Source organism: Leptospirales bacterium, assembly GCA_019694655.1.
Lineage (GTDB): Bacteria > Spirochaetota > Leptospiria > Leptospirales > Leptonemataceae > SSF53.
Genome location: JAIBBN010000012.1, coordinates 24,973 through 43,738 on the forward strand (window position 1 = coordinate 24,973; position 18,766 = coordinate 43,738).

General features: G+C 57.9%; 17 protein-coding genes. 13 read left to right on the forward strand and 4 right to left on the reverse strand.

The genetic code is table 11. The features are described 5' to 3' along the window. The first annotated feature begins 31 nt into the window (after nt 1-31). The 5 genes from K1X75_14355 to K1X75_14375 are packed head-to-tail and all read left to right on the forward strand — an operon-like array spanning nt 32 to nt 6,697. Nucleotides 32-3,265 (forward strand): SpoIIE family protein phosphatase, encoded by a 3,234-nt coding sequence (locus K1X75_14355; GenBank protein MBX7059244.1) that lies wholly within the window; start codon nt 32-34, stop codon nt 3,263-3,265. A gap of 13 nt (nt 3,266-3,278) precedes the next feature. Beyond that, entirely contained in the window at nt 3,279-3,842 is a 564-nt protein-coding gene (locus K1X75_14360) for a hypothetical protein (protein ID MBX7059245.1), read from the forward strand. A gap of 20 nt (nt 3,843-3,862) precedes the next feature. Further along, nucleotides 3,863-5,179, forward strand: a complete 1,317-nt coding sequence (add, locus tag K1X75_14365) for an adenosine deaminase (protein ID MBX7059246.1) — start codon at nt 3,863-3,865, stop codon at nt 5,177-5,179. A gap of 55 nt (nt 5,180-5,234) precedes the next feature. Next, the gene (locus K1X75_14370) at nt 5,235-5,945 is read left to right on the forward strand and encodes a methyltransferase domain-containing protein (protein MBX7059247.1); all 711 of its coding nucleotides are present in this window, start codon (nt 5,235-5,237) and stop codon (nt 5,943-5,945) included. Continuing rightward, the gene (locus K1X75_14375) at nt 5,942-6,697 is read left to right on the forward strand and encodes an isoprenylcysteine carboxylmethyltransferase family protein (protein MBX7059248.1); all 756 of its coding nucleotides are present in this window, start codon (nt 5,942-5,944) and stop codon (nt 6,695-6,697) included. The genes K1X75_14370 and K1X75_14375 overlap by 4 nt, the downstream gene beginning before the upstream one ends. A 14-nt stretch (nt 6,698-6,711) precedes the next feature. Here K1X75_14375 and K1X75_14380 read toward each other — a convergent pair whose 3' ends face one another. Beyond that, nucleotides 6,712-7,083, reverse strand: coding sequence for a hypothetical protein (locus K1X75_14380; GenBank protein ID MBX7059249.1), 372 nt, complete (start codon nt 7,081-7,083; stop codon nt 6,712-6,714). A 187-nt stretch (nt 7,084-7,270) separates the two neighbouring features. On the opposite strand from K1X75_14380, the gene K1X75_14385 reads away from it, so the two are divergent. The 8 genes from K1X75_14385 to K1X75_14420 all read left to right on the forward strand — a co-directional run bounded on the left by K1X75_14385 (nt 7,271) and on the right by K1X75_14420 (nt 15,664). Then, complete coding sequence (locus tag K1X75_14385; GenBank protein MBX7059250.1) at nt 7,271-8,839, forward strand: hypothetical protein; 1,569 nt, start codon at nt 7,271-7,273, stop codon at nt 8,837-8,839. After that, entirely contained in the window at nt 8,817-9,611 is a 795-nt protein-coding gene (locus K1X75_14390; GenBank protein ID MBX7059251.1) for a HAMP domain-containing histidine kinase, read from the forward strand. The genes K1X75_14385 and K1X75_14390 overlap by 23 nt, the downstream gene beginning before the upstream one ends. A 7-nt stretch (nt 9,612-9,618) precedes the next feature. After that, entirely contained in the window at nt 9,619-10,992 is a 1,374-nt protein-coding gene (locus tag K1X75_14395; protein MBX7059252.1) for a sigma-54 dependent transcriptional regulator, read from the forward strand. After that, complete coding sequence (recO, locus tag K1X75_14400) at nt 10,989-11,774, forward strand: DNA repair protein RecO (protein ID MBX7059253.1); 786 nt, start codon at nt 10,989-10,991, stop codon at nt 11,772-11,774. Before K1X75_14395 ends, recO begins: the two co-directional genes overlap by 4 nt. Before the next feature lie 43 nt (nt 11,775-11,817). Then, the gene (locus tag K1X75_14405; protein ID MBX7059254.1) at nt 11,818-12,021 is read left to right on the forward strand and encodes a hypothetical protein; all 204 of its coding nucleotides are present in this window, start codon (nt 11,818-11,820) and stop codon (nt 12,019-12,021) included. 90 nt (nt 12,022-12,111) lie between these two features. Further along, entirely contained in the window at nt 12,112-13,980 is a 1,869-nt protein-coding gene (gene argS / locus K1X75_14410) for an arginine--tRNA ligase (protein MBX7059255.1), read from the forward strand. Beyond that, on the forward strand, nt 13,964-14,320 hold the full coding sequence (locus tag K1X75_14415; protein ID MBX7059256.1) for an MGMT family protein: 357 nt from the start codon (nt 13,964-13,966) through the stop codon (nt 14,318-14,320). The genes argS and K1X75_14415 overlap by 17 nt, the downstream gene beginning before the upstream one ends. Nucleotides 14,321-14,329: 9 nt before the next feature. Next, on the forward strand, nt 14,330-15,664 hold the full coding sequence (locus tag K1X75_14420) for an MATE family efflux transporter (GenBank protein ID MBX7059257.1): 1,335 nt from the start codon (nt 14,330-14,332) through the stop codon (nt 15,662-15,664). A 21-nt stretch (nt 15,665-15,685) separates the two neighbouring features. On the opposite strand, the gene K1X75_14425 is transcribed toward K1X75_14420, so the two are convergent. From K1X75_14425 to K1X75_14435, 3 genes are read right to left on the reverse strand one after another with little or no spacing between them, the layout of a single operon-like run. Next, on the reverse strand, nt 15,686-16,330 hold the full coding sequence (locus K1X75_14425) for a Crp/Fnr family transcriptional regulator (GenBank protein ID MBX7059258.1): 645 nt from the start codon (nt 16,328-16,330) through the stop codon (nt 15,686-15,688). Next, the gene (locus tag K1X75_14430) at nt 16,327-17,409 is read right to left on the reverse strand and encodes a cyclic nucleotide-binding domain-containing protein (protein MBX7059259.1); all 1,083 of its coding nucleotides are present in this window, start codon (nt 17,407-17,409) and stop codon (nt 16,327-16,329) included. Before K1X75_14430 ends, K1X75_14425 begins: the two co-directional genes overlap by 4 nt. 27 nt (nt 17,410-17,436) lie before the next feature. After that, nucleotides 17,437-18,687: an amidohydrolase family protein gene (locus K1X75_14435; GenBank protein ID MBX7059260.1), complete on the reverse strand. Its 1,251-nt coding sequence runs from the start codon at nt 18,685-18,687 to the stop codon at nt 17,437-17,439. Nucleotides 18,688-18,766 lie beyond the last annotated feature (79 nt).

Below are 18,766 nucleotides of genomic sequence, written 5' to 3' on the forward strand. Positions count from 1 at the left end.
CGGCGGTCGAGTCGCCCGGGAAGGGGGTCCCGTGGATTTTCTCAACCAGTTCTTCTATGGCCTGAACATCTACTTCAACTTCTATGCCTTCGCAAACTTGCTGGCGGGCATCTTCACGCTCCTTGTTGCCGTCTTCTTACTGACGCTCAAGCATCGTTCGAAGAGCACCACGGCCCTCGGTCTGGTGTTTGCCACCCTGACGCCCTTCAATTTCATCTACTTTCTGGCGCACGCCTACTACGGACCGCTGGCCAGCTACCATCGCTGGTTCACTGTCGGCTTGATTCTGGCGCCCGCCATCCACATGGCGCAGTGGGCCTACAAGTTTCCGGAAAACACTCATCCGCGCGCGGCCCGACTTACGTGGGTGCTGCAGTACCTTGTATCGATCACTTTCACTGTCGCCTTCATAGTGATTACCCTCCGCTCCCATCAGGTTTTCATCCTGAACGGTCAGTTGTGGGATTTTGACGCCGACCTCTTCAGCAAGATCTTTGGCGCAGTAATCATGCTCTTCTTCTTTTACGCCATCGGCGTTGGCGCCTGGAAGAGCATTAAGACCAAGGGCAAGGATCGCTGGACCATCGCCTTTATCATGGGCAGCATCTTCGTCGCCTTCTTCATCCCGGCGCTTTTCAATGTGGCTCAGCGCGACGGTCGCATTACCCGCGACACCTTCGTGATTACCTTCACGCTGGCGACGGTCCTCGGTTATTTCGGCATGCTGGTGCTCTACATCAACCGCACCAAGGATCGCACCTCTTTCATGGCCAAGATCCTTGGCGTTTCGCTGGTTACCTTTCTGTTGATGATGCAGGGCATCAGCTTTTTTACGCTGCGCGACCGCGAGGAGGAGTATGACTCCTTGCGCATTCAATACGCCGAACGCGCTCTGGAAGGCGGCGAACGTCACGATGATATTCGCTATATTGTGCGTTACAATCCAGGCGATGACAGCATCGCGCCTGCTTTCATGCCGACGCCAGCCGAGGTCGACTTCGAGGGGCACAAAGAGGATCTGGCCAATGCCATGATCTATGGCCAATTGCGCGCCCTCGATGACGTAAATTTTCGCGAATCAGCGTTGTCCTTGATTGGTCAGACGCGGCAGCCGTTTTTCAGCGGTTATCGCGACTTGATCAAGCGCTTTATCGACAGCTCAAATCTAGAAGACGATCAACTGCGCGAAGCATTGTTCGCATTTCTGGCAAAAATCCGCACCGACACGCAGGTCGCCTCCAACAAAGTACATGCGATGAAGGAGGAGAAGTTTCGAGAGGAACTTCTGGCTTACATTGCCAAGACCGAGGATCGCCTGCAGCCGATACAGCTGGCAATGGAAGCCTACCTGACGGCGCACCCGGATCTGCAGGGCGCCGAACTGAAGCGGGATATCATGCGTTTTCTGGCGCCCTTTGAAAAAGAGGAAACGCGCCACTTTCGGCGTATCATGGGCGAAAACAAGGATCATTACCGCCACTACACTGGGTTTGTTGTTGTCGATGAAAAGCAGAATGTCGCCTACGAGGTGGGCTTTGATTACCTGACTTACCGACGCTATATGTCGCCGGCGGCGCTGCAGCAGATCCTGATTCTTCTGATTGTGCTGGTTGTTCTACTGTATGCTTTTCCGCGCTTCTTTTCCGGAAGCTTGATCACGCCGCTGAATGAACTGGTGGGAGGCGTTACCCAGGTGAACGGCGGCGACCTGACGACCAAGGTGCCGGTCCATGTGCACGACGAAATTGGCTTTTTGGCATCCTCCTTCAACTCCATGGTGGTGTCCATTCGCGACGCCCAGGAGAAACTGCAGGACTACGCCAACAATCTGGAAGAAAAGGTCAAGGAGCGTACCGCCGAACTCAAGCAAACGCTTGATGAAGTTCGGGCCTTGAAAACGCAGCAGGATGGCGACTACTTTCTGACTTCGCTATTGCAGAAGCCGCTCAACTACAATGCTAACAAGTCGAAGCTGATATCAACAGCATTCTATCTGGAACAAAAGAAGAAATTCGAGTTCCGCACGAAGAAGGCCGACCTTGGCGGCGATATCTGTCTGACCGGCAACCTGCGCCTGGGCACGCCGGAGAAACACAAACGTTACATCGTAGCGCTCAATGGCGATGCCATGGGCAAATCGATGCAGGGCGCCGGCGGCTCCCTGGTCATGGGCGTGGTCATGAATACAATCATGGCCCGTTCTGCTAAGAACAACCGCATCATGAATACAACGCCCGAGCGCTGGCTGACCGACGTCTACGAAGAGATCCACGGCGTTTTTATGGCCTTCAATGGCTCCATGGTCATCTCCTGCGTGCTGGCTGCTATTGACGAGCAGAGCGGCGAGATGTTTTACTTCAACGCCGAGCATCCGCACACTGTACTGTATCGCAACGGGCGCGCTTCCTTCATCGAAGAGGAGCTGCAATTGCGCAAGTTGGGCCTCGAGTCCGAAATCCCCTTCAAAGTTCAGTTCTTTCAGCTGCAGCGCGGCGACGTGGTTATCATGGGCTCTGACGGCCGCGACGACCTTGATCTTACGCCGGGCGAAGTGGTTCGCACGATCAACGAAGACGAATACCTGTTCTTGCGGCGAGTGGAAGAAGGCGATGGCGACATTCATCGCATGGTCGATGCAATCAAGAGTTACGGCGAGCTGACCGACGACCTGTCCTTCGTCCGTATTGGCTTTCACGAGCAGACGGCCGATCTACGGTCAAGCGAGAGTGTCGTAGAGCCGGAGCGCGTGATCATTGACATCGATATCCATGACGAACTGGAGTCGATGCATGATAAGGCCCTGGAGGGAGCGGACCTTGAATTCGAGGATCTGTTCAGCAAAGGTCGCAGCCTGGCGCGCGACGGCAAGTTGGAGGAGGCGCTGCAGTACCTGAATCGCGCCTATACTTTGCGCGCCGATGTGCCCGCATTGAATAAAATCATGGGCGTTCTGACCTTCAAGGAACGGGATTACAATCGCGCCGTGGAGATCCTGAGCAGCTACCTGGAGCATGATCCTGGCCTGACTGATTTCTGGCTCTATCTATCGATTTCCAACAAGCGTATTGGCGAATACCATCAGGCTCTGGAGGCGGCGCAGAAGGTTTACAATATGAGTCCGGATCGCGTGGTGAACCTGATCAACCTGGCGGACATCCACCACAAGCTTGGAAATTATGACCGCGCTCGCGAATACATTGAACGTGCGCTGGATATCGATCCGCAGAATCGACATGCGCGCCAGCTACAGGCCAGCCTGAGCTGATTTGGGAGGAAGCTTGAGTCAGAGCGAATCGCAAAGTCGTCGTAAAAATCCGCGCAGCTTCCAGCTGGTCGATCGCGGCTTCCAGTTTCGCATGGTCTGGCGTGCGACTTTGCCCTTTCTATTCTCCCTGGGCTTTGCGGCCATTGTTGTTCTCTGGTTCAGCGATCACGACGAGCCAGTTTCTCCACGCAGCCTGCGCTGGATGGCGCTGCTCGGACTGGCTTTGATTGGCCTGGCCGCCTTTGCCGGCGGCGTATGGAGCATGCTGCTCTACTCTTCGCGGGTCGCGGGGCCCCTGCGCAGCCTGGACCGAGCGCTGGCGCGCCTGGAGGCGGGAGATCTGACGGCGCGATTTCAGGTACGACAGAAAGACGAACTCCGTCAGCATGCCGAGCGGATGAATCGTTCCTTGCTTTCCATGCAGGAGCGGGTGCGACGTGTGCGTCAATTCTGCCGCTATGCACGCGGCGTACTTGAGGAAATGAGCGCAAAAGGCGGCAAGGACGAACGACTGGAAAAGATGCTCGATCTGGTAAGCGCCATCGAAGCATCAGTGGGCGATTTCAAACTGGAGTAGGCGCGACGCGCGCCCCTGCGATGATAGTAAAGCTCGAACAACTTATTGGAAGAATCAAAGGAATCGATCGCGACATTCTGGAGCTGCGGCGACTGAAGGCGCGCCTGCCTGCCGGCCGCCAGTACAGTGCGGCGCTGGAAACCGCCTTTGACAAGCAGATCAATGATCTGCTCAACGACAAGATCGCCATGGAAGAATTGGAAATCGAAAGCCCGCCGGAGGACCTGGTGCATCAGATATTCTCCGCCGACCTGGTGACGGCCTCGCGCATTCGCACCGATCGCCTGCCGCACGTATCCGAGCCAACCGCCGCCGAGCAGAACCTGGCGGCCTTCATGCGCGAAATGCCGAAAGTAGAAATCCACCTGCACATGGAGGCTTGCATCAGCAAGGAAACCGTCGCAGCCATGCTGGAAAAGAACGGCGTTCCCTACTCCATGGAGGAGCTGGAGAAGCTCTATAAATTTACAAACCTGCAGGAGTTCATCAAGCTCTTTCTATTCATCATCGATTCGGTGAAGACGCCCGACGACTTTGAGCTGATATTCAATAATCTGCGCAAGTACATGGATGATAATTCAGTCCGTTACGCCGAGGTTTTCCTGGCGCCATCGCGCATGGTGCAAAATGGATTGGATTTCAACGAGATTGCTCAAACCCTGGAACGGCTTTCCAACGAATGTCGCCGTTCTGGCGGTCCGGAGGTGAAATACCTCATCGATGTCTCGCGAACCTTTGGCGTGGAGAACGCCAGTAAGAACCTGCAGCGCGTTCTGGCAGCGCGAGCCAGCAATATTATTGGCATTGGTCTGGGCGGCGCCGAATTGATGGGACCGGCGCGCGATTTCAAAGACGTTTTCGCACAGGCCCGCGCCGAGGGTTTGCATTGCGTGGCGCATGCCGGCGAGGACGATGGCCCCTGGTCCATACGCGATTCTGTTGAGCTGCTGAAGGCCGAGCGCATTGGTCACGGAACTTCCGCCATTCAGGACCCAACGTTGATGGAGCTGCTGCGCGAGAAGGGCGTGCCGATCGAAGTATGCCTGACTTCTAACATCTTTACCGGCAAGTACGTACGTCAGGAAAAAGACCATCCGGTGCGCCGCTACTACGATGAGGGCCTGGTCTGTACGGTGAATACTGACGATCCGGAAATCTTCAATGTCAATCTGAGCCAGGAGTATTTTAAGTACTATCGGCACCTTGATTTTACGGTAAGCGAGATCATTGACCTGAATCGGCAGACGGTGCAGTCCACCTTCATGCCTGATGCGAGCGCTTACTGGAAAAAATTTGAACAGCAGATCCTGAAGTTGCGCGAACGCTACGCGGTGTGAGTACGCTCTATATATTGCGCTGGCCGTGCCAGAAGGCCTGGCCGGAAGTGGACCGGTGAGCCGGGTCGGAGACGAAATCGAGGCCCCTAATGCGGGCTGGACCTTTGGCGGAGACGTGCCGCGAACCTTCGATTCGCATGTCAGTCGTTCGGTTCCGCTCTACAACGAAGGACACGATCTCATCCTGAAGGTTTCCGACTATTTCGTGGGCGACGGCTCATTGGTTTACGATCTGGGTTGTTCCACCGGCGAACTTCTGCGAAAACTGGCGGCCCGCCACAGCGCTCGTTCGATGCAACTGATTGGGGTCGATCGCGAGGCAGCGATGGTTGCCGAAGCGAGGAGTCGCGGCGCAGAGGATCCGCGCATCACCTTCGTCCATGAAGAGCTCACGGAATGCGAGCTGCAACCCTGCGACCTTGTCGTCGCCTACTATACCATGCAATTTGTGCGTCCGGCCTTCCGCCAGGAGCTGTTCGACCGCGTCTACCGAGCGTTGCGCTGGGGCGGCGCTTTTCTGCTCTTTGAGAAGGTGCGCGGGCCCGACGCACGCTTTCAAGATATTCTGACCGGACTCTACAATGATTTCAAATCCGAGCGCGGATTTTCCAGCGATGAAATTCTGGCTAAGACGCGCAGTTTGAAGGGCGTGCTGGAGCCATTCTCCACGCAGGGCAATCTGGAGCTATTGCAACGCTCCGGATTCAAAGACTGTACTACAGTCATGAAGTACATCTGTTTTGAAGGATTTCTGGCAATCAAATGAAGGCATTCACGCTTCGCTTTGGCAATTTCATCTTTCGCTGGCGGGATACGATCTTCACGCTCATTGTGCTGGGCGGCATTGTCGCGGTAGCCCTTGACCCGGCAGGCGGAATCGGCGACCGGCAGGCAGAGTTCATGTTCACGCTGCTGGGCGCCGTCGTATTTGTTCTCGGCGAGTTCGTCCGCTGCATCACCATTGGCTACGCTTACATCAAGCGCGGCGGGTTGAAGAAAGAGATTTTTGCCGAGCGGCTGGTTGTGCGCGGCCTGTTTGCCCATACGCGCAACCCAATGTACCTGGGTAACATATTGATTGCTCTTGGCGCAATTCTGACGATCAACTATTTGTGGTTCTATATCTTTGTACTTCCGCTGTTCCTCTACATTTATCTGGCTATTACCTATTCGGAAGAGAACTACCTGCGCGGCAAATTTGGTCCGGAATACGATCAGTACTGCCGCGACGTGAATCGCTTTTTGCCCGGTCGGCTCTCGGGTTTCAAGAAGTCCATTGAGGGCATGACTTTCACCTTTCGTCGCCTGTTGAAAAAGGAACACGGCACCATCACGGCCCTGGGCGTGATGGTGGCGCTTTTGAACCTGGTAAAGTTCCATGCACGCTATGCTGTCGGCTGGGATAGCGACTTCGCCTTGAACGTTTATACAATCATCGCGGCACTGCTGATCTTTGAGCTGATAACTTATATTCTGGCCAGCACGGGCAAGCTGGAGTGGGATCCGGATCGGCCCTGAGGGGGAGCGCCGCTTCAGTAGGAGCGCGGCGAGCAACTGTAGAGGAGCGCTACACGGCAGCTCTCCGGTTCGTCAGTGTAGAATCCCTGTTCGGAGGCCTCGTCCAGGCAATCGCTCCACAGTCCGCGAGCGCCCATGTTCAGGCGCAGCTTCCACTCGCCAGGGTCCTGCCACTCGCGATCGGTCAATGACAGCCATTTAGAATGGGCATCGATGGTTGCAGCTGCACGGCAGCGCTGCAGCCGCTCCTCGAAGCTGAGAAATCGAAGCTCAGATTTCGAATTGCCCTGGAGATCATCAGCGGGAAGGATCGCGCGTGGAGCTGGCATCGGGGCCCGTCCCTGGATCAGGACGGCGCCGCCGGCAAAGTAGTAATCATTGTCCAAACGCTCGTCTGCAATGCGAACGCTTAGAAAACAAGAAGCCGACAGGAGAGTTGGCAGCAAAGACGCGGCAAGGCGCAGCCTGCTCGTTGGGCGCGCAGTCCTGTGCCTGATCCTGTGCCTGATCCTGGGCCTGACTGCCTCCGGTGCGAAACGCACTTTGCAAGCGCAATCTGTTTCTCGCAACGGCATGCTGGCCCTACCCTTCCTGGTCGAGGGCGACACAGTGCGCGCCGGACTCGACCTGCCAGATCTGCCGGGCGAGTTCGCTGCGGCCACTCGCTTTCTGTTCAGCCTGCGCAGCGACTATCCGGTCCTGTCGGTTGAAGCGGCAACGCGCGCCTTGCGCGCCGCTTCTTTCCAGCCTCAGACGCCCTTTACCGATCGCGTGGCGCGCTCCGTTTGCGCTGAAAGCGGCGCCGGCTATTTACTGGCGGGAAGCGTGCGGGCCGTGGATCAGAATCAGGTCATGCTGCGCGCCTCTGTCTTTGGCTGTCGCTCGGCGCGCATCGAGGCGCGCGGCGCACAGTTGACTTCCGTTCAGCGTCTGCAGCGCGGATTGGGATCGCTGCTTGATCAGGCCATGCGCGGTTGGGCGCCGCCCGCCGCTCATCCCGAGCAGCATGGCGGGCTCGGCTCGGAGCGCATCGATCTGGCGGCAATCATCGACTACTCTGGCAGCATGGTCTATGATCTTCCTGCCATCCACGCAGCGCTTGCGGCAATTGGTCCACAGTTGCCGCAAGGTTCGCGCCTGGGCGCGGTGGCTCTGGAAAGCGGCGACCAGACTGATATCCTTCCCTTCAGCGAGCAGTGGACCCCGCTGTTGCGAGTACTGGGCCAGAAAGGCGCGCGTGGCGAAACGACAGTGCGCGGTCTGGACAATGCGCTTTCCATTGTGGAACGCTATCGCGACTGGCGCGGCGACACTCGCCTCCTGGTTTTTAGCGATGCATCCCTTGGCGGACGACGCAATCCAGGAATGGAAAGCAGACTCCGTCGACTGCGCGGACGCGGAGTTAAGACGCTGTTCTTTTCGCTCTTGAATCAACGCTACGCAGATCGTCAGGAATGGACGCGTCTCTCTCGTTCTGTTTCGACGGAGACAACGCAACCGCTCTATGCTCGCGAGGCGGCCTTCGTCGACGGGCGGCGACTCAATTTTGTAGTAGCCGGATCGCGCTTCTATACGACGGAGCAATCGATTCGACCGGCGCAACTGAGCGGCGATTTGCGTGAACTGCAGCTTCAGCCGCTGGAAACGGTGAGTTATCGACGCGAGGAATTGAACCTCAACGATCTTCCGCTGGCATTTGCCAGACTCGGCGGTACGCGCCTCAGTTCGGCTTCCGCCATCGTTTCCAATCTTGAATTGTGCATTGCGCGCGGCGTCGAGGGCCTGCGCCGGCAGAGTCCGGCGGCCGGTCGAGCCTTGCTCAAAAACGATGGACTTTCCTTTACGATCGACGTGGGCGATGCTGCAATCCTGGCCCGCCTGCAGGCGGAGCGCGGACGCCGCCTCTATGTTGGCTTACGATTGTCGCCCGCGCCGGCCGCCGAGAGCGCCGCCGCAGTGGTAAACGAGCCCGGCGATGTTTATATTGTGAACCAGGGGGAAGTGCCGCGTCTATTTGTCGATAGCTGGTCGCAGGTTTTGCGCCGCGCGCCGGAGGGAATCGATCGGCAGAATATTGTCTTCTTCCTGGTAGAACCAATCGAGGCTGGCCGAACTGGCGATGTCAGAGATCTCCGCGAATGAACAATTGCCCGCGCTGCCGGACTCAGGGGCCAGCCTTGGCGTAGCAGAACTGCCGGCGCTGGCCGCCGGTCTGGTGCACGAGGTCAAGAATCCGCTGGCGGCGATTCACATGCACCTGCAGCTGCTGGAGGGCTATCTCGATGAAATTGGAGACGTCGAATCGCGGCAGCGTGCACAGCAAAAGATCACGCTGATCAAACGCGAAATCTCCGGATTGAACAAGACCTTGCACGATTTTATCTCGCTGCTCCGTCCTCAAGCGCGCGAAAAGGACATTCATGTCGATCTCAATCAACTTCTCCAGGAGGTGATTGCTTTGATTGAGCCCCAGGCCTTGCGCGAGGGAATTGAGCTTAGATTTCAGGGCGGGGAAACGCCCCTGCTGAGTAATGTTGATAGCAGCTTTATCAAGCAAATCGCGCTGAACTTAGTGCTCAATGCAATTCAGGCGCTGCAGGAATCCGATCTACCTATGGAGGAACGGCGCATTGCTGTTCGCACGGCGGCTGCGCCTGGCGGCGCGCTGCTGCGCGTCGAGGATAACGGCCCGGGGGTTCCGGCGGAGTTGCAGGCCAAGATCTTTCAACCGTTCTTTTCTACCAAGCAGGGCAAGGGCAGCGGCCTCGGTCTGGCGCTGGTACAGAAGATGGCGGCAGAGCTGGGCGGTCGGGTCAGTCTTGACAGCTCCGCCGGGCGAGGGGCGCGCTTCGAGGTATTCTTGCCCGCAGATGGCGCCCGCCCGCAACTGAAAGCCCCGAATCCCGGCGACTGATTCTGTCATGGCAAATTTTCTGGTTATCGAGGACAATGCTGCGCAACGAGCGGCGCTGGAAGAATTCCTGGGCGCGCTGGGAAAGAAGGACGAGCATCGCGTTTACAGTGCGCCGGAACTGGAATTGGCCCGCGCCGTTCTGGCGGAACGTCCCATCGATATCATCCTCAGCGATTTGATGCTGCCCGACGGAATGAGCATCGAGCTGGTGCGCGAAGTGCGCACCGGCGGCCGTCTGCGGGACATTCCCATTTTGATTCTGACCGGTCAGCCTAGCATTGAGACGGCCGTGGAGGCGATCCGCGAAGGGGCCAGCGATTATTTGCTGAAGCCAGTCGATCTAACGCTGTTGCGCAAGAAAATGGATGCGCTGCTGGAAACGTCGCGTCTAAAAACGGAGAATCGTCAGCTGCGTCAGCGTCTGAGCGAGACCTTTCGAGCCGGCAGCATTGTTGGCAATTCAAGTTCGCTGCAAGATGTACTGGAACGAGTCAAACAGATCGCACCCACGGATGTGACCGTTCTGATTGAGGGCGAAAGCGGAGTTGGCAAAGAGCTGATTGCCAATCTTCTCCATGAAAATTCTCCGCGCGCCAGTCGACCCTTCGTTAAGGTCAATTGCGGCGCTTTAACCAAGAGTATCCTCGAAAGCGAACTTTTTGGCGCGGTCAAGGGGGCCTATACTGGCGCCGATCACGATCGCGCTGGCTTTTTCGAGGCTGCCAATGGCGGCACCATCTTCCTCGATGAAATTGGAGAAATGGACGCCGAAAGTCAGGTGCGGCTGCTGCGCGTACTGGAATCGCGCGAAGTTGTGCGCATTGGCTCCACGCGACCGATTGCCGTCGATGTTCGCGTAGTCGCGGCCACCAATCGCTCTTTGCTGGATGAAGCGGATCATGGACGCTTTCGCGAAGATCTATACTATCGATTGGCAGTCATACGCCTCTTTCTGCCGCCGCTACGGCAGCGGGGCGACGATATTCCTTTGCTGTTCAATCACTTTGTTACACAATTCAACGATCGCTACGGCAAATCGGTGCGCGGTCTGTCCGCAGATCTGCAGGCCTTTTTTCAGAACTACGATTGGCCTGGCAACATCCGGGAATTCCGCAACGTACTGGAAGGCATGGTCGTGCTGGCTCGCGATGATGTGCTCGGGAAGGAAGACCTGCCGCCAGAATTGCTGCGCGCGCCGCCGCGCGCCAGTGCGCGCAAACTGGCCGAAACCATTGTGGCTGGCGTATCCATGGAAGATTACGAAAAGGCAATCCTCGAACGTAACTTGAATTTCTACAATGGCAACCGTGAGCAAACGGCTTCAGCCCTTGGCATATCCGAAAGGACATTGTACAGAAAGATCAAAGACTTTCGCCTGTGAGCCAGATCTTACTCAGCGATGCCATCGTTCTTCGCCGCCGCCGACTTGGCGAGGCGGACCTGGCTGCAGATCTGCTGGCCCAAAGCGGTCAGCGCCTGTGCGTACGCGGTCATGGCCTGGCCGCTACCCGTCGACGCAGCGCCCTCCTGCTCGAGCCGGGCGCACTGGTTCGCCTGCACTACTATGCCCGCAGCAGCGAAACGCTACAGTCGATCAAGGAAGGACAGGTGCTTGAAGCCTTTGCGGAATGGAAGGGCGACTACGCCAGCATGACCATGTTGGCGCATTTGCTGGAGGTTGCCGATATCGCCGCCGATGGCGAGGCGCAGCCAGCGCGCTATCAATTGCTTCTGGGAGCGCTGCGCAGCCGGCCCGATACGCCGCAAACCGCGCTGGCTATTGAAGATCGTCGCGCTGCGGGCTTGTGGCTTTGCGCCTTTTTTAAACTGCGCACTCTGAAATTATCCGGATTGCTGGGCGATCTGCAGCATTGCTCGCAATGCGGCGCTGCACTTGGCGATGACGCCTGCTGGAATCTGCCGGAGGCCTTCTTCAGCTGCGCGCGCTGCCACCCCGATGCAAATCGCGATGGCGCAAGGTCGGCTCGTTTGCTGCACGCCATGGCAACGCAGCGCTTTGGCGATTTTCTTGCCGCCTGTCGACAGTCAGGCATGGAAATGCGCGCCGAGGACGGACTGCTGCGCTCGTTGGACGCTGGTTTGCATCGCTGTCTGGAGCAGGGCTTTGGACGTCCGCTGAAGACGCGACCGGAGACTGATTGACATTGGGCATCGCAGCTTTGCATTGCTGTGCGTGCGCGCTGGATTGATCAGACAGACCCTGCTGGCCTTGCTTTTTCTGTCGCTACCGTCGCTGGCCCTTGTTCGCTGGCAGGCGCCGGAGTGGAGCGGCCGCGCCGGGGCCATGACCGAAGAACGCGTAAAAAAACATCTGGCGGAATTGCATGCGCTGCTTGGGGATTGGGCGGCTCGCCAATCGCAACTCTTGCGCTCCGGGCCGCGGCGCTGAAATTGGAGCGGCGTCCGATGCTGGGCTGGGACGCCGTTGACGCTTGCCCGGCGCTTCGAAATCCTGGCCGGGCCCGCCACAGGATCTGGCATGCTACGCCAAACAATTGTTGAACACATCGGACGCGCATTGGAGGCGCTCAATCCGTCGATTGCCGCGCCAAACATTCGCCTGGAATACGCGCGCGAGGAGCAGTTTGGCGACTATGCCTGTACCATTGCGATGGATCGCAGCATTCGCGATCTCTATGCGGCAGAGCAGGCAGCGTTCAAGAATCCGCGCAACTTTGCCGGCGCCATACAGGAACGCCTGCAATCAGATCCTGGCGCATCTGCCTTCTTCGAACGGGTCGAAGTGGCCGGACCCGGATTTCTCAATCTTTTTGTTGCTCCGCAGCAATACTACACGCTGGCGCTTGCCGCCGCCGCAGAGGGCGGCGGCTACGGTCGCAGCAAACGTTCCGATGCGCGAAACATTATCTTTGAGTTCGTTTCGGCCAACCCCACCGGCCCACTGAATGTCGTTTCGGCCCGAGCGGCGGCGCTGGGCGATTGCTGCTGCAACTTACTGGAAGCAGCTGGCGATCAAGTTCACCGGGAATTCTACGTCAATGACTACGGCAATCAGGTCAATCTGCTGGGACGCAGCTGCCTTTTGCGCTATCTTGAATCGCGCGGGGCCCTGCTTAAGTTCGCAGAACGCGAAACGCCGCCAGATGAACAAGCAGCCGAGGACGCGCTGAGCACGCCGGCAGCACACTACAAAGAAGGTCCCGGTCTGCGCTTCCCCGCTGAGGGATACCACGGCGAGTATATCAAAGAGGCCGTCGCCGCCATTTGCAAGAGCCAGCCACGCCTGGAATTGTCGGCGGAATTGCTCGCCGAACTTGTGGATCGCAGCGCAAGGACTGATCTTGCAGAGGACTTCACTGCGACCGAAACCCTGCAGCCGGTTGCAGAACGCTTTGGCCTCGCCGCGATAGCCTATTTTCTGGAATCACAACGAGCGGATCTCGATCGGTTTCGCGTTCGCTTCGATAATTTTTTCAGCGAGCGCGAACTCCACATGAAAGGCGCCGTGCTGGAGGCCCGGACGGCGCTGGGAACGCAGACCAAAGAAAGCGAGGGCAAGGTCTTCTTTCGCAGCAGCGAATACGGCGATGACAAGGACCGCGTAATCGTTCGCGAGGATGGCCGCCCCACCTATTTGCTGGCGGACATCGCCTATCACAAGAGCAAGGCCGACCGGGGATTCAGCCATATCTTCAACGTGTGGGGCCCTGACCACCACGGCTACATCAAGCGCCTGGCCGGCGCGATGCAAGCAATGGGCTTTCCGCAACCAAACTTTCAAGTGCTCATTGCGCAGCAGGTCAATCTGCTCGAGCAGGGCAAGCCGCTGCGTATGAGCAAGCGCGCCGGCCGCCTGATTACCATGCGCGAGCTGATCGAGGAAATTCCGGTGGATGTTTCCCGTTACTTCTTTGTAATGCGCGCCTTTGAATCGCACCTGGACTATGACCTGGCCGAAGCCAGAGACACTTCGGAAAAGAATCCATATTACTACGTCGCCTACGCTCACGCCCGGATTGCTTCCATATTTCAGGCGGCAAAAGAACGAGGTTTGGAAGCGGAGCAGCAAGGCGAGTTACAGATTGAATTGACGCCCGAGCGTCGTCGTCTGCTGGTCCTTGCCGCTCGTTTTCCGGAGGAAGTGCAGGATGCCGCCGCATCTCTGGAGCCCCATCGATTGTTAACATATCTCTATCATCTGGCGACGGCCCTTTCCCAATTTTACGCCCCGCGCGAAAATCGCATCATACAACAGAGCCCGGAAATTGCCGCCCAGCTGCTGGCAATTCTTGCGGCGGTAAAGTTGAGCCTGGCCAATGGGCTGCGGCTGCTCGGCATGGACGCGCCTGAGCGCATGACCCGCGAGGAAGATGGAGCGCAAAGCTGAGTCGAAACTGGCGGCATTCACAGAGCGCGTTTGTCGAATCGCCGCTGCAATTCCTGCCGGCCGCTTGATGAGCTATGGGATGCTGGCCGCGTGCGCCGGCAATCCTCGCGGCGCGCGTCAGGTGGCGCGAATTCTGCACAGTCTCTCCCGCAAGCGTCGCCTGCCATGGCACCGTATTGTGAACCGCCAGGGGCGCATTTCCCTGCCGCTCGATTCCGGCGGCCGCCGTCAACAGCAGCTGCTTGCCCGCGAGGGGCTGTTGCCAAACGCCAGCGGCGTGTTTGACCTGCAGGCGCGGCAGTGGCAGCCTGACGGGGTTCCCGAAGCTGCGGGCCATTGAACCCTGACCATGCTTGCCGCGCGTTACAGTCGTATCATTTCCGTTTCCCTGCCCATCATTGGCGGCATGCTCTCGCAAAACGTTCTGAACATGGTGGACTCGGCTATGCTTGGCCGATTGCCGGCGGACGTACGCGTGGCCGGTCTCGCCGCAGTGGGACTTGCTGGATTTGCTAACTTCCTGGCCGCATCACTGATCCTCGGGCTCAGTGCAGGCGTGCAAGCCATTGCCGCCCGGCGCGTCGGCGAAGGCCGACTTGCAGATACAGCCGAGCCGTTGCACGCTGGAATCGTTGTATCGATATGCTTCGGAGCGCCAGTCGCTGTGGCGCTCTACGCGCTGACACCTTCTATCTTTCCCTTTTTGCACCCCGACCCGCTGGTCTCGGAGTTGGGCTCGCCCTATCTGCAGGCTCGCTTGATTGCCATGCCCATCATGGGCGTCAATTTTTCCTTTCGCGGTTTCTGGAATGGCGTCCAGAAGTCCTGGGTCTATATGGCCACGCTCCTGACAATGCACGCTTCGAACATATTTCTAAATTATTGTTTGATCTATGGTAATTTGGGGGCGCCGGCGCTTGGCGTCGCCGGCGCCGGCATTGCTACCGCGGTCTCCGTCTACCTCGGCACCGGACTCTACATATTCCTTGGCTGGAAAGAGGCCCAGCAGTACGGCTTCCTTCATGCTCGGCCCTCGCTACAAACTTTCCGCAGCCTGCTGCGGCTGGCGCTGCCGGGGAGTATGCAGCAGTTATTCTTTTCCGGCGGCTTGCTGGCGCTCTTCTGGATTATCGGACGCGTTGGCACAGCGGAGAGCGCTGCTGCTAAAATTATGACGGACCTCTTGCTTCTGGCTTACTTGCCGGGCATGGGCCTGGGCATGGCGGGCGCCAGTCTGGTAGGCGAGGCCCTTGGCAAGAAGGATCACGACGATGCTGCGCGCTGGGGCTGGGATGTAGCTCGTACCGGCGGCGCGTTGCTTGGCTTGATTGGACTGCCGCTGGTCCTTGCGCCCGATTGGTGCGTTTCGCTTTTCTTAAATGATCCAGCGGTAGTGGAGCTTGCTCGCTGGCCCTTGCGCATGGCGGGTGTCTGCATGTTCATCGAGGGCGTTGGCTTCGCCCTGATGAACAGCCTGCTGGGCGCAGGCGATAGTCGTCGGGTGATGATGATTTCTATCGGCCTGCAGTGGGGGCTTTTTTTGCCGCTGGCCTATGCGCTTGGGCCAAGCATGAAACTTGGATTGCTGGCGATCTGGGCGGCAAATGTATTTTACCGCATGTTGCTGGCTGGAGCGTTTTACCTGAGCTGGCGCGGCGGACGCTGGAAGCATATCCGCCTTTGAGCAAGACAGCCCGTCGCCAAATCAGGCAAGAGCCTTGCGCCGCGCCTGAACTATTCGCGTAAAGTCATTCAGATTCTTGACCACGATGCGATCGGCAAAGAGCTCGATTTTGGCCTGCTTTACAAAAGCGCTGATCACGCGCTGTACATCGGCGGGCGGCATGCCGCACCAAGCCGCAACATCGTCAACAGTGACATTGAATACCATCTGCGCCGAATGGCCGTACTGCGAATCTTTTTCCGCAAGCATACAGAATACATCGGAGACTCGCGCCTGCGGTTCATCCAGCAACAAGATCTGCAATCGTCGTCTGGCATCAAAGATACGACGGGCAAAGATCATCATCAATCGATAGGCCAGTTGCGGCTGTCCGTTCATCAGCGAATCGAAATTCACCCGATTGAGCTTCAGCGCCCGAATATGATCGATGGCGATCGCCGAGGCGCTTCTCGGCTCCTCCTCAAGAATCGCCATCTCGCCAAAAAAGTCGCCGTTGGTAAGCACATCCAGGGTCTTCTGCGTATTGCCTACGGTCTTGGTGATCTTCACCCGGCCATCGAGAATAAAATAGCATTCGTTCCCCGGCTCATATTCACAGAAGATGATCTGTCCAGGCTCGAAGCCGATGCCAAATTTTTCGTACAGGGACTCGGGGAGCATACTCAGTGCAGCGCCTCTATTCGCTTGCGCGCTTCCATGGACACATCATCGGGCGGCGGCATGGTGGCTACTTTGTGGAAAAGAGTGCGCGCTCGCTCGCTATTGCCCTGGGCCTCGGCGACGGCGCCCAGCTGAAATATGCTGCTCTTTACGCTCTCCCCCGTTGGGAACTTCTTGAGATAGAGCGAAAAGGCCGCACTGGCATCAGCGTGGCGTTCCAGCGCCAGCAATTCTACGCCGCGCTCATAGTGCGCCTGTGCAAAAACGTCCTGCTCGTCGGAGTTGCGCAGGTTGGAAAAACCCAGGCACTCTTCGTAAGCGGAAAGGGCGTCGTCATGGCGTCCATCCATGGCAGCGGCTTGCGCCTTTTCATAGATAGTATGCAGACTGCGCTCCACTTTTGCAGCAGGCGCCGGTCCGCCGTCAAAGGCAAAGGGATCGTCGAGCGCCTGATCGGCCAGTCGCATGCCGCTTTCCAGAGTTCGCGTCCGCACCTCATCCGGTTCGGCGTCGGAGTCCTCAGGTTCGGGCGGCGCCATGTTGGGCGGATAGATCATCCCCTTGCGCGCCATCTGCAGCAAGTCCTGGGCGCGCTTGACATTGCGGCCATTGGGGTTGTATTCCAGATAACGTGAGAAGGCGTAAACGCAGTGTTCAATGGCGCCGTTCTTGTAGAAACTCTCTGCGACATTCAACAATTCCGAGGCGGGATTCTTGGCGGCGCCGGCTTTGAGTATGTCGCGCACCTGGCGGTGGATCTCGCGTAGCTGACGGGAGAATACGCGCAGCATCTTCATGATCAGGCGCGTATTCTTCATTACAAATTGTTCAAATTCGGGGACTTTGAAGACAATCAGCGAGGTCTTGCCCATGACCTGCGCCGTTTCCTCGCGGCCCAGCCGGGTCAGCGCCGACTTTACGCCAAAAAACTCGCCAAGCTTTACCTCTTCTTTGATCTCTTCGCCGGTATCAAGGGCGGTTGCAATCAGGGCGACGCGCCCCTTCTGAAGAATATAGACCTCATCGCCTACATCTCCCTGGAAGTAGACAATGGAACCGCCATTGTAATTTCGCGCTATGGGCATGATTGTTGTAACGATTCAGCGATCGCTTTACCCCTGGGCCAGTTCCGCCGGCAGGAATGAGAAATTGACTCTGCGACCCAGCGTCTTGTTTGCCTTCTCAATGGCTTCGCGAAAGCCGCGCTGGATCAGCTTGCGGCTGCCGCGCACCGTAATGCGATCAAAGGTCAGGCCGTGCTCGGTGAATGCTTTCTCCAGCGTCTCCTCGCCATAAACCGGTTGTCCATTGCGGATCACCAGATAAATTTCATCCAGCTCCGCCGTTACAAATGAAGCCAGGGCGTCCTGGGGCCGCTTACCCCGCAGAACGACCAGATCGGCGCGCGCCCCGCTGCGCAGTTGCCCCCTGTCCTTGAGACGGAAGGCGCGCGCCGCATTCACGGTGACCATGGCCAGCAATTGCGCCGGATCCAGGTCCTGTCCCAGTTGCGATTGGAAATAGCCGCTGGCTGCGTGAACATCTTGAAGCAGGTTCTGGCTGCCATACATTGCCGCGTCGCTGCCCAGAACGACATTGATGCCGCGCTGCAGGGCTCGCTCTACCGGGGCGGTCTTACCGTAGATGTGCAAATTGGCTGCCGGACACCAGACCAGGCTGGCCTTGCGCTCAGCTATGCGGTCCAGATCGCTCTCCGAGAGTGCAAGGCCGTGAACCAGAACGCTTCGTTCGCCCAGGGCGCCCATCTCATCGAGCCGGGCCAGCGACTGTCGACTTTCCGGATCGAAGCCCTCGGCGATATGCGTGATGTAGGCAAGGTCCAGCTTCTCCGCCCGTTCGTACTCGCGGCGCGGCCCGTCGCCCCAGCGCAAATCGTAGCTACAGATGGAATGGGAGATGCCATAGTCGGCCAGCAGCTCGACCGGCAGCTTGCCGACAAAAGGGCCGCGGACAAACTCAGGGATATGGTCCACGACGGTGGTAGCGCCGCTGATCAGATTGCGGTAGGCCCCCAGTCGATAGAGGTCCGAGACCTCAAGAAACATCCGTTCTTTGAATAGCGCCGAGCTTTTGAGTTCTGTGTCCCATGCCAGCCAGTTCAAGTAGGGGGCGCGCTCCCCCTTAAACGGAAGATAGCTGGCAATCAGCGAGTCGTGGCCATTGATCCAGCCGGGAAAAACAAACAGACCGTGCAGGTTCAGTGTCAGCAGATTGTCTTCGGATTCGGCCGGCGCCAGCTCACGCTCAATCTTGCCGCCAGAAAGCAGCAGCCCCGAGGCGCGGCGGGAGCTGTCAGCCTCGACCAGAGTAGCATTGGTGATTTGCCAGCGGATGCGGGACATAGCCAGGGGTGTCCTTGCATTGTCGGAAGCCCCGGCCAGAGTGCGACATAATCCAGCAGACAAAGCTGAGGGCCGGATC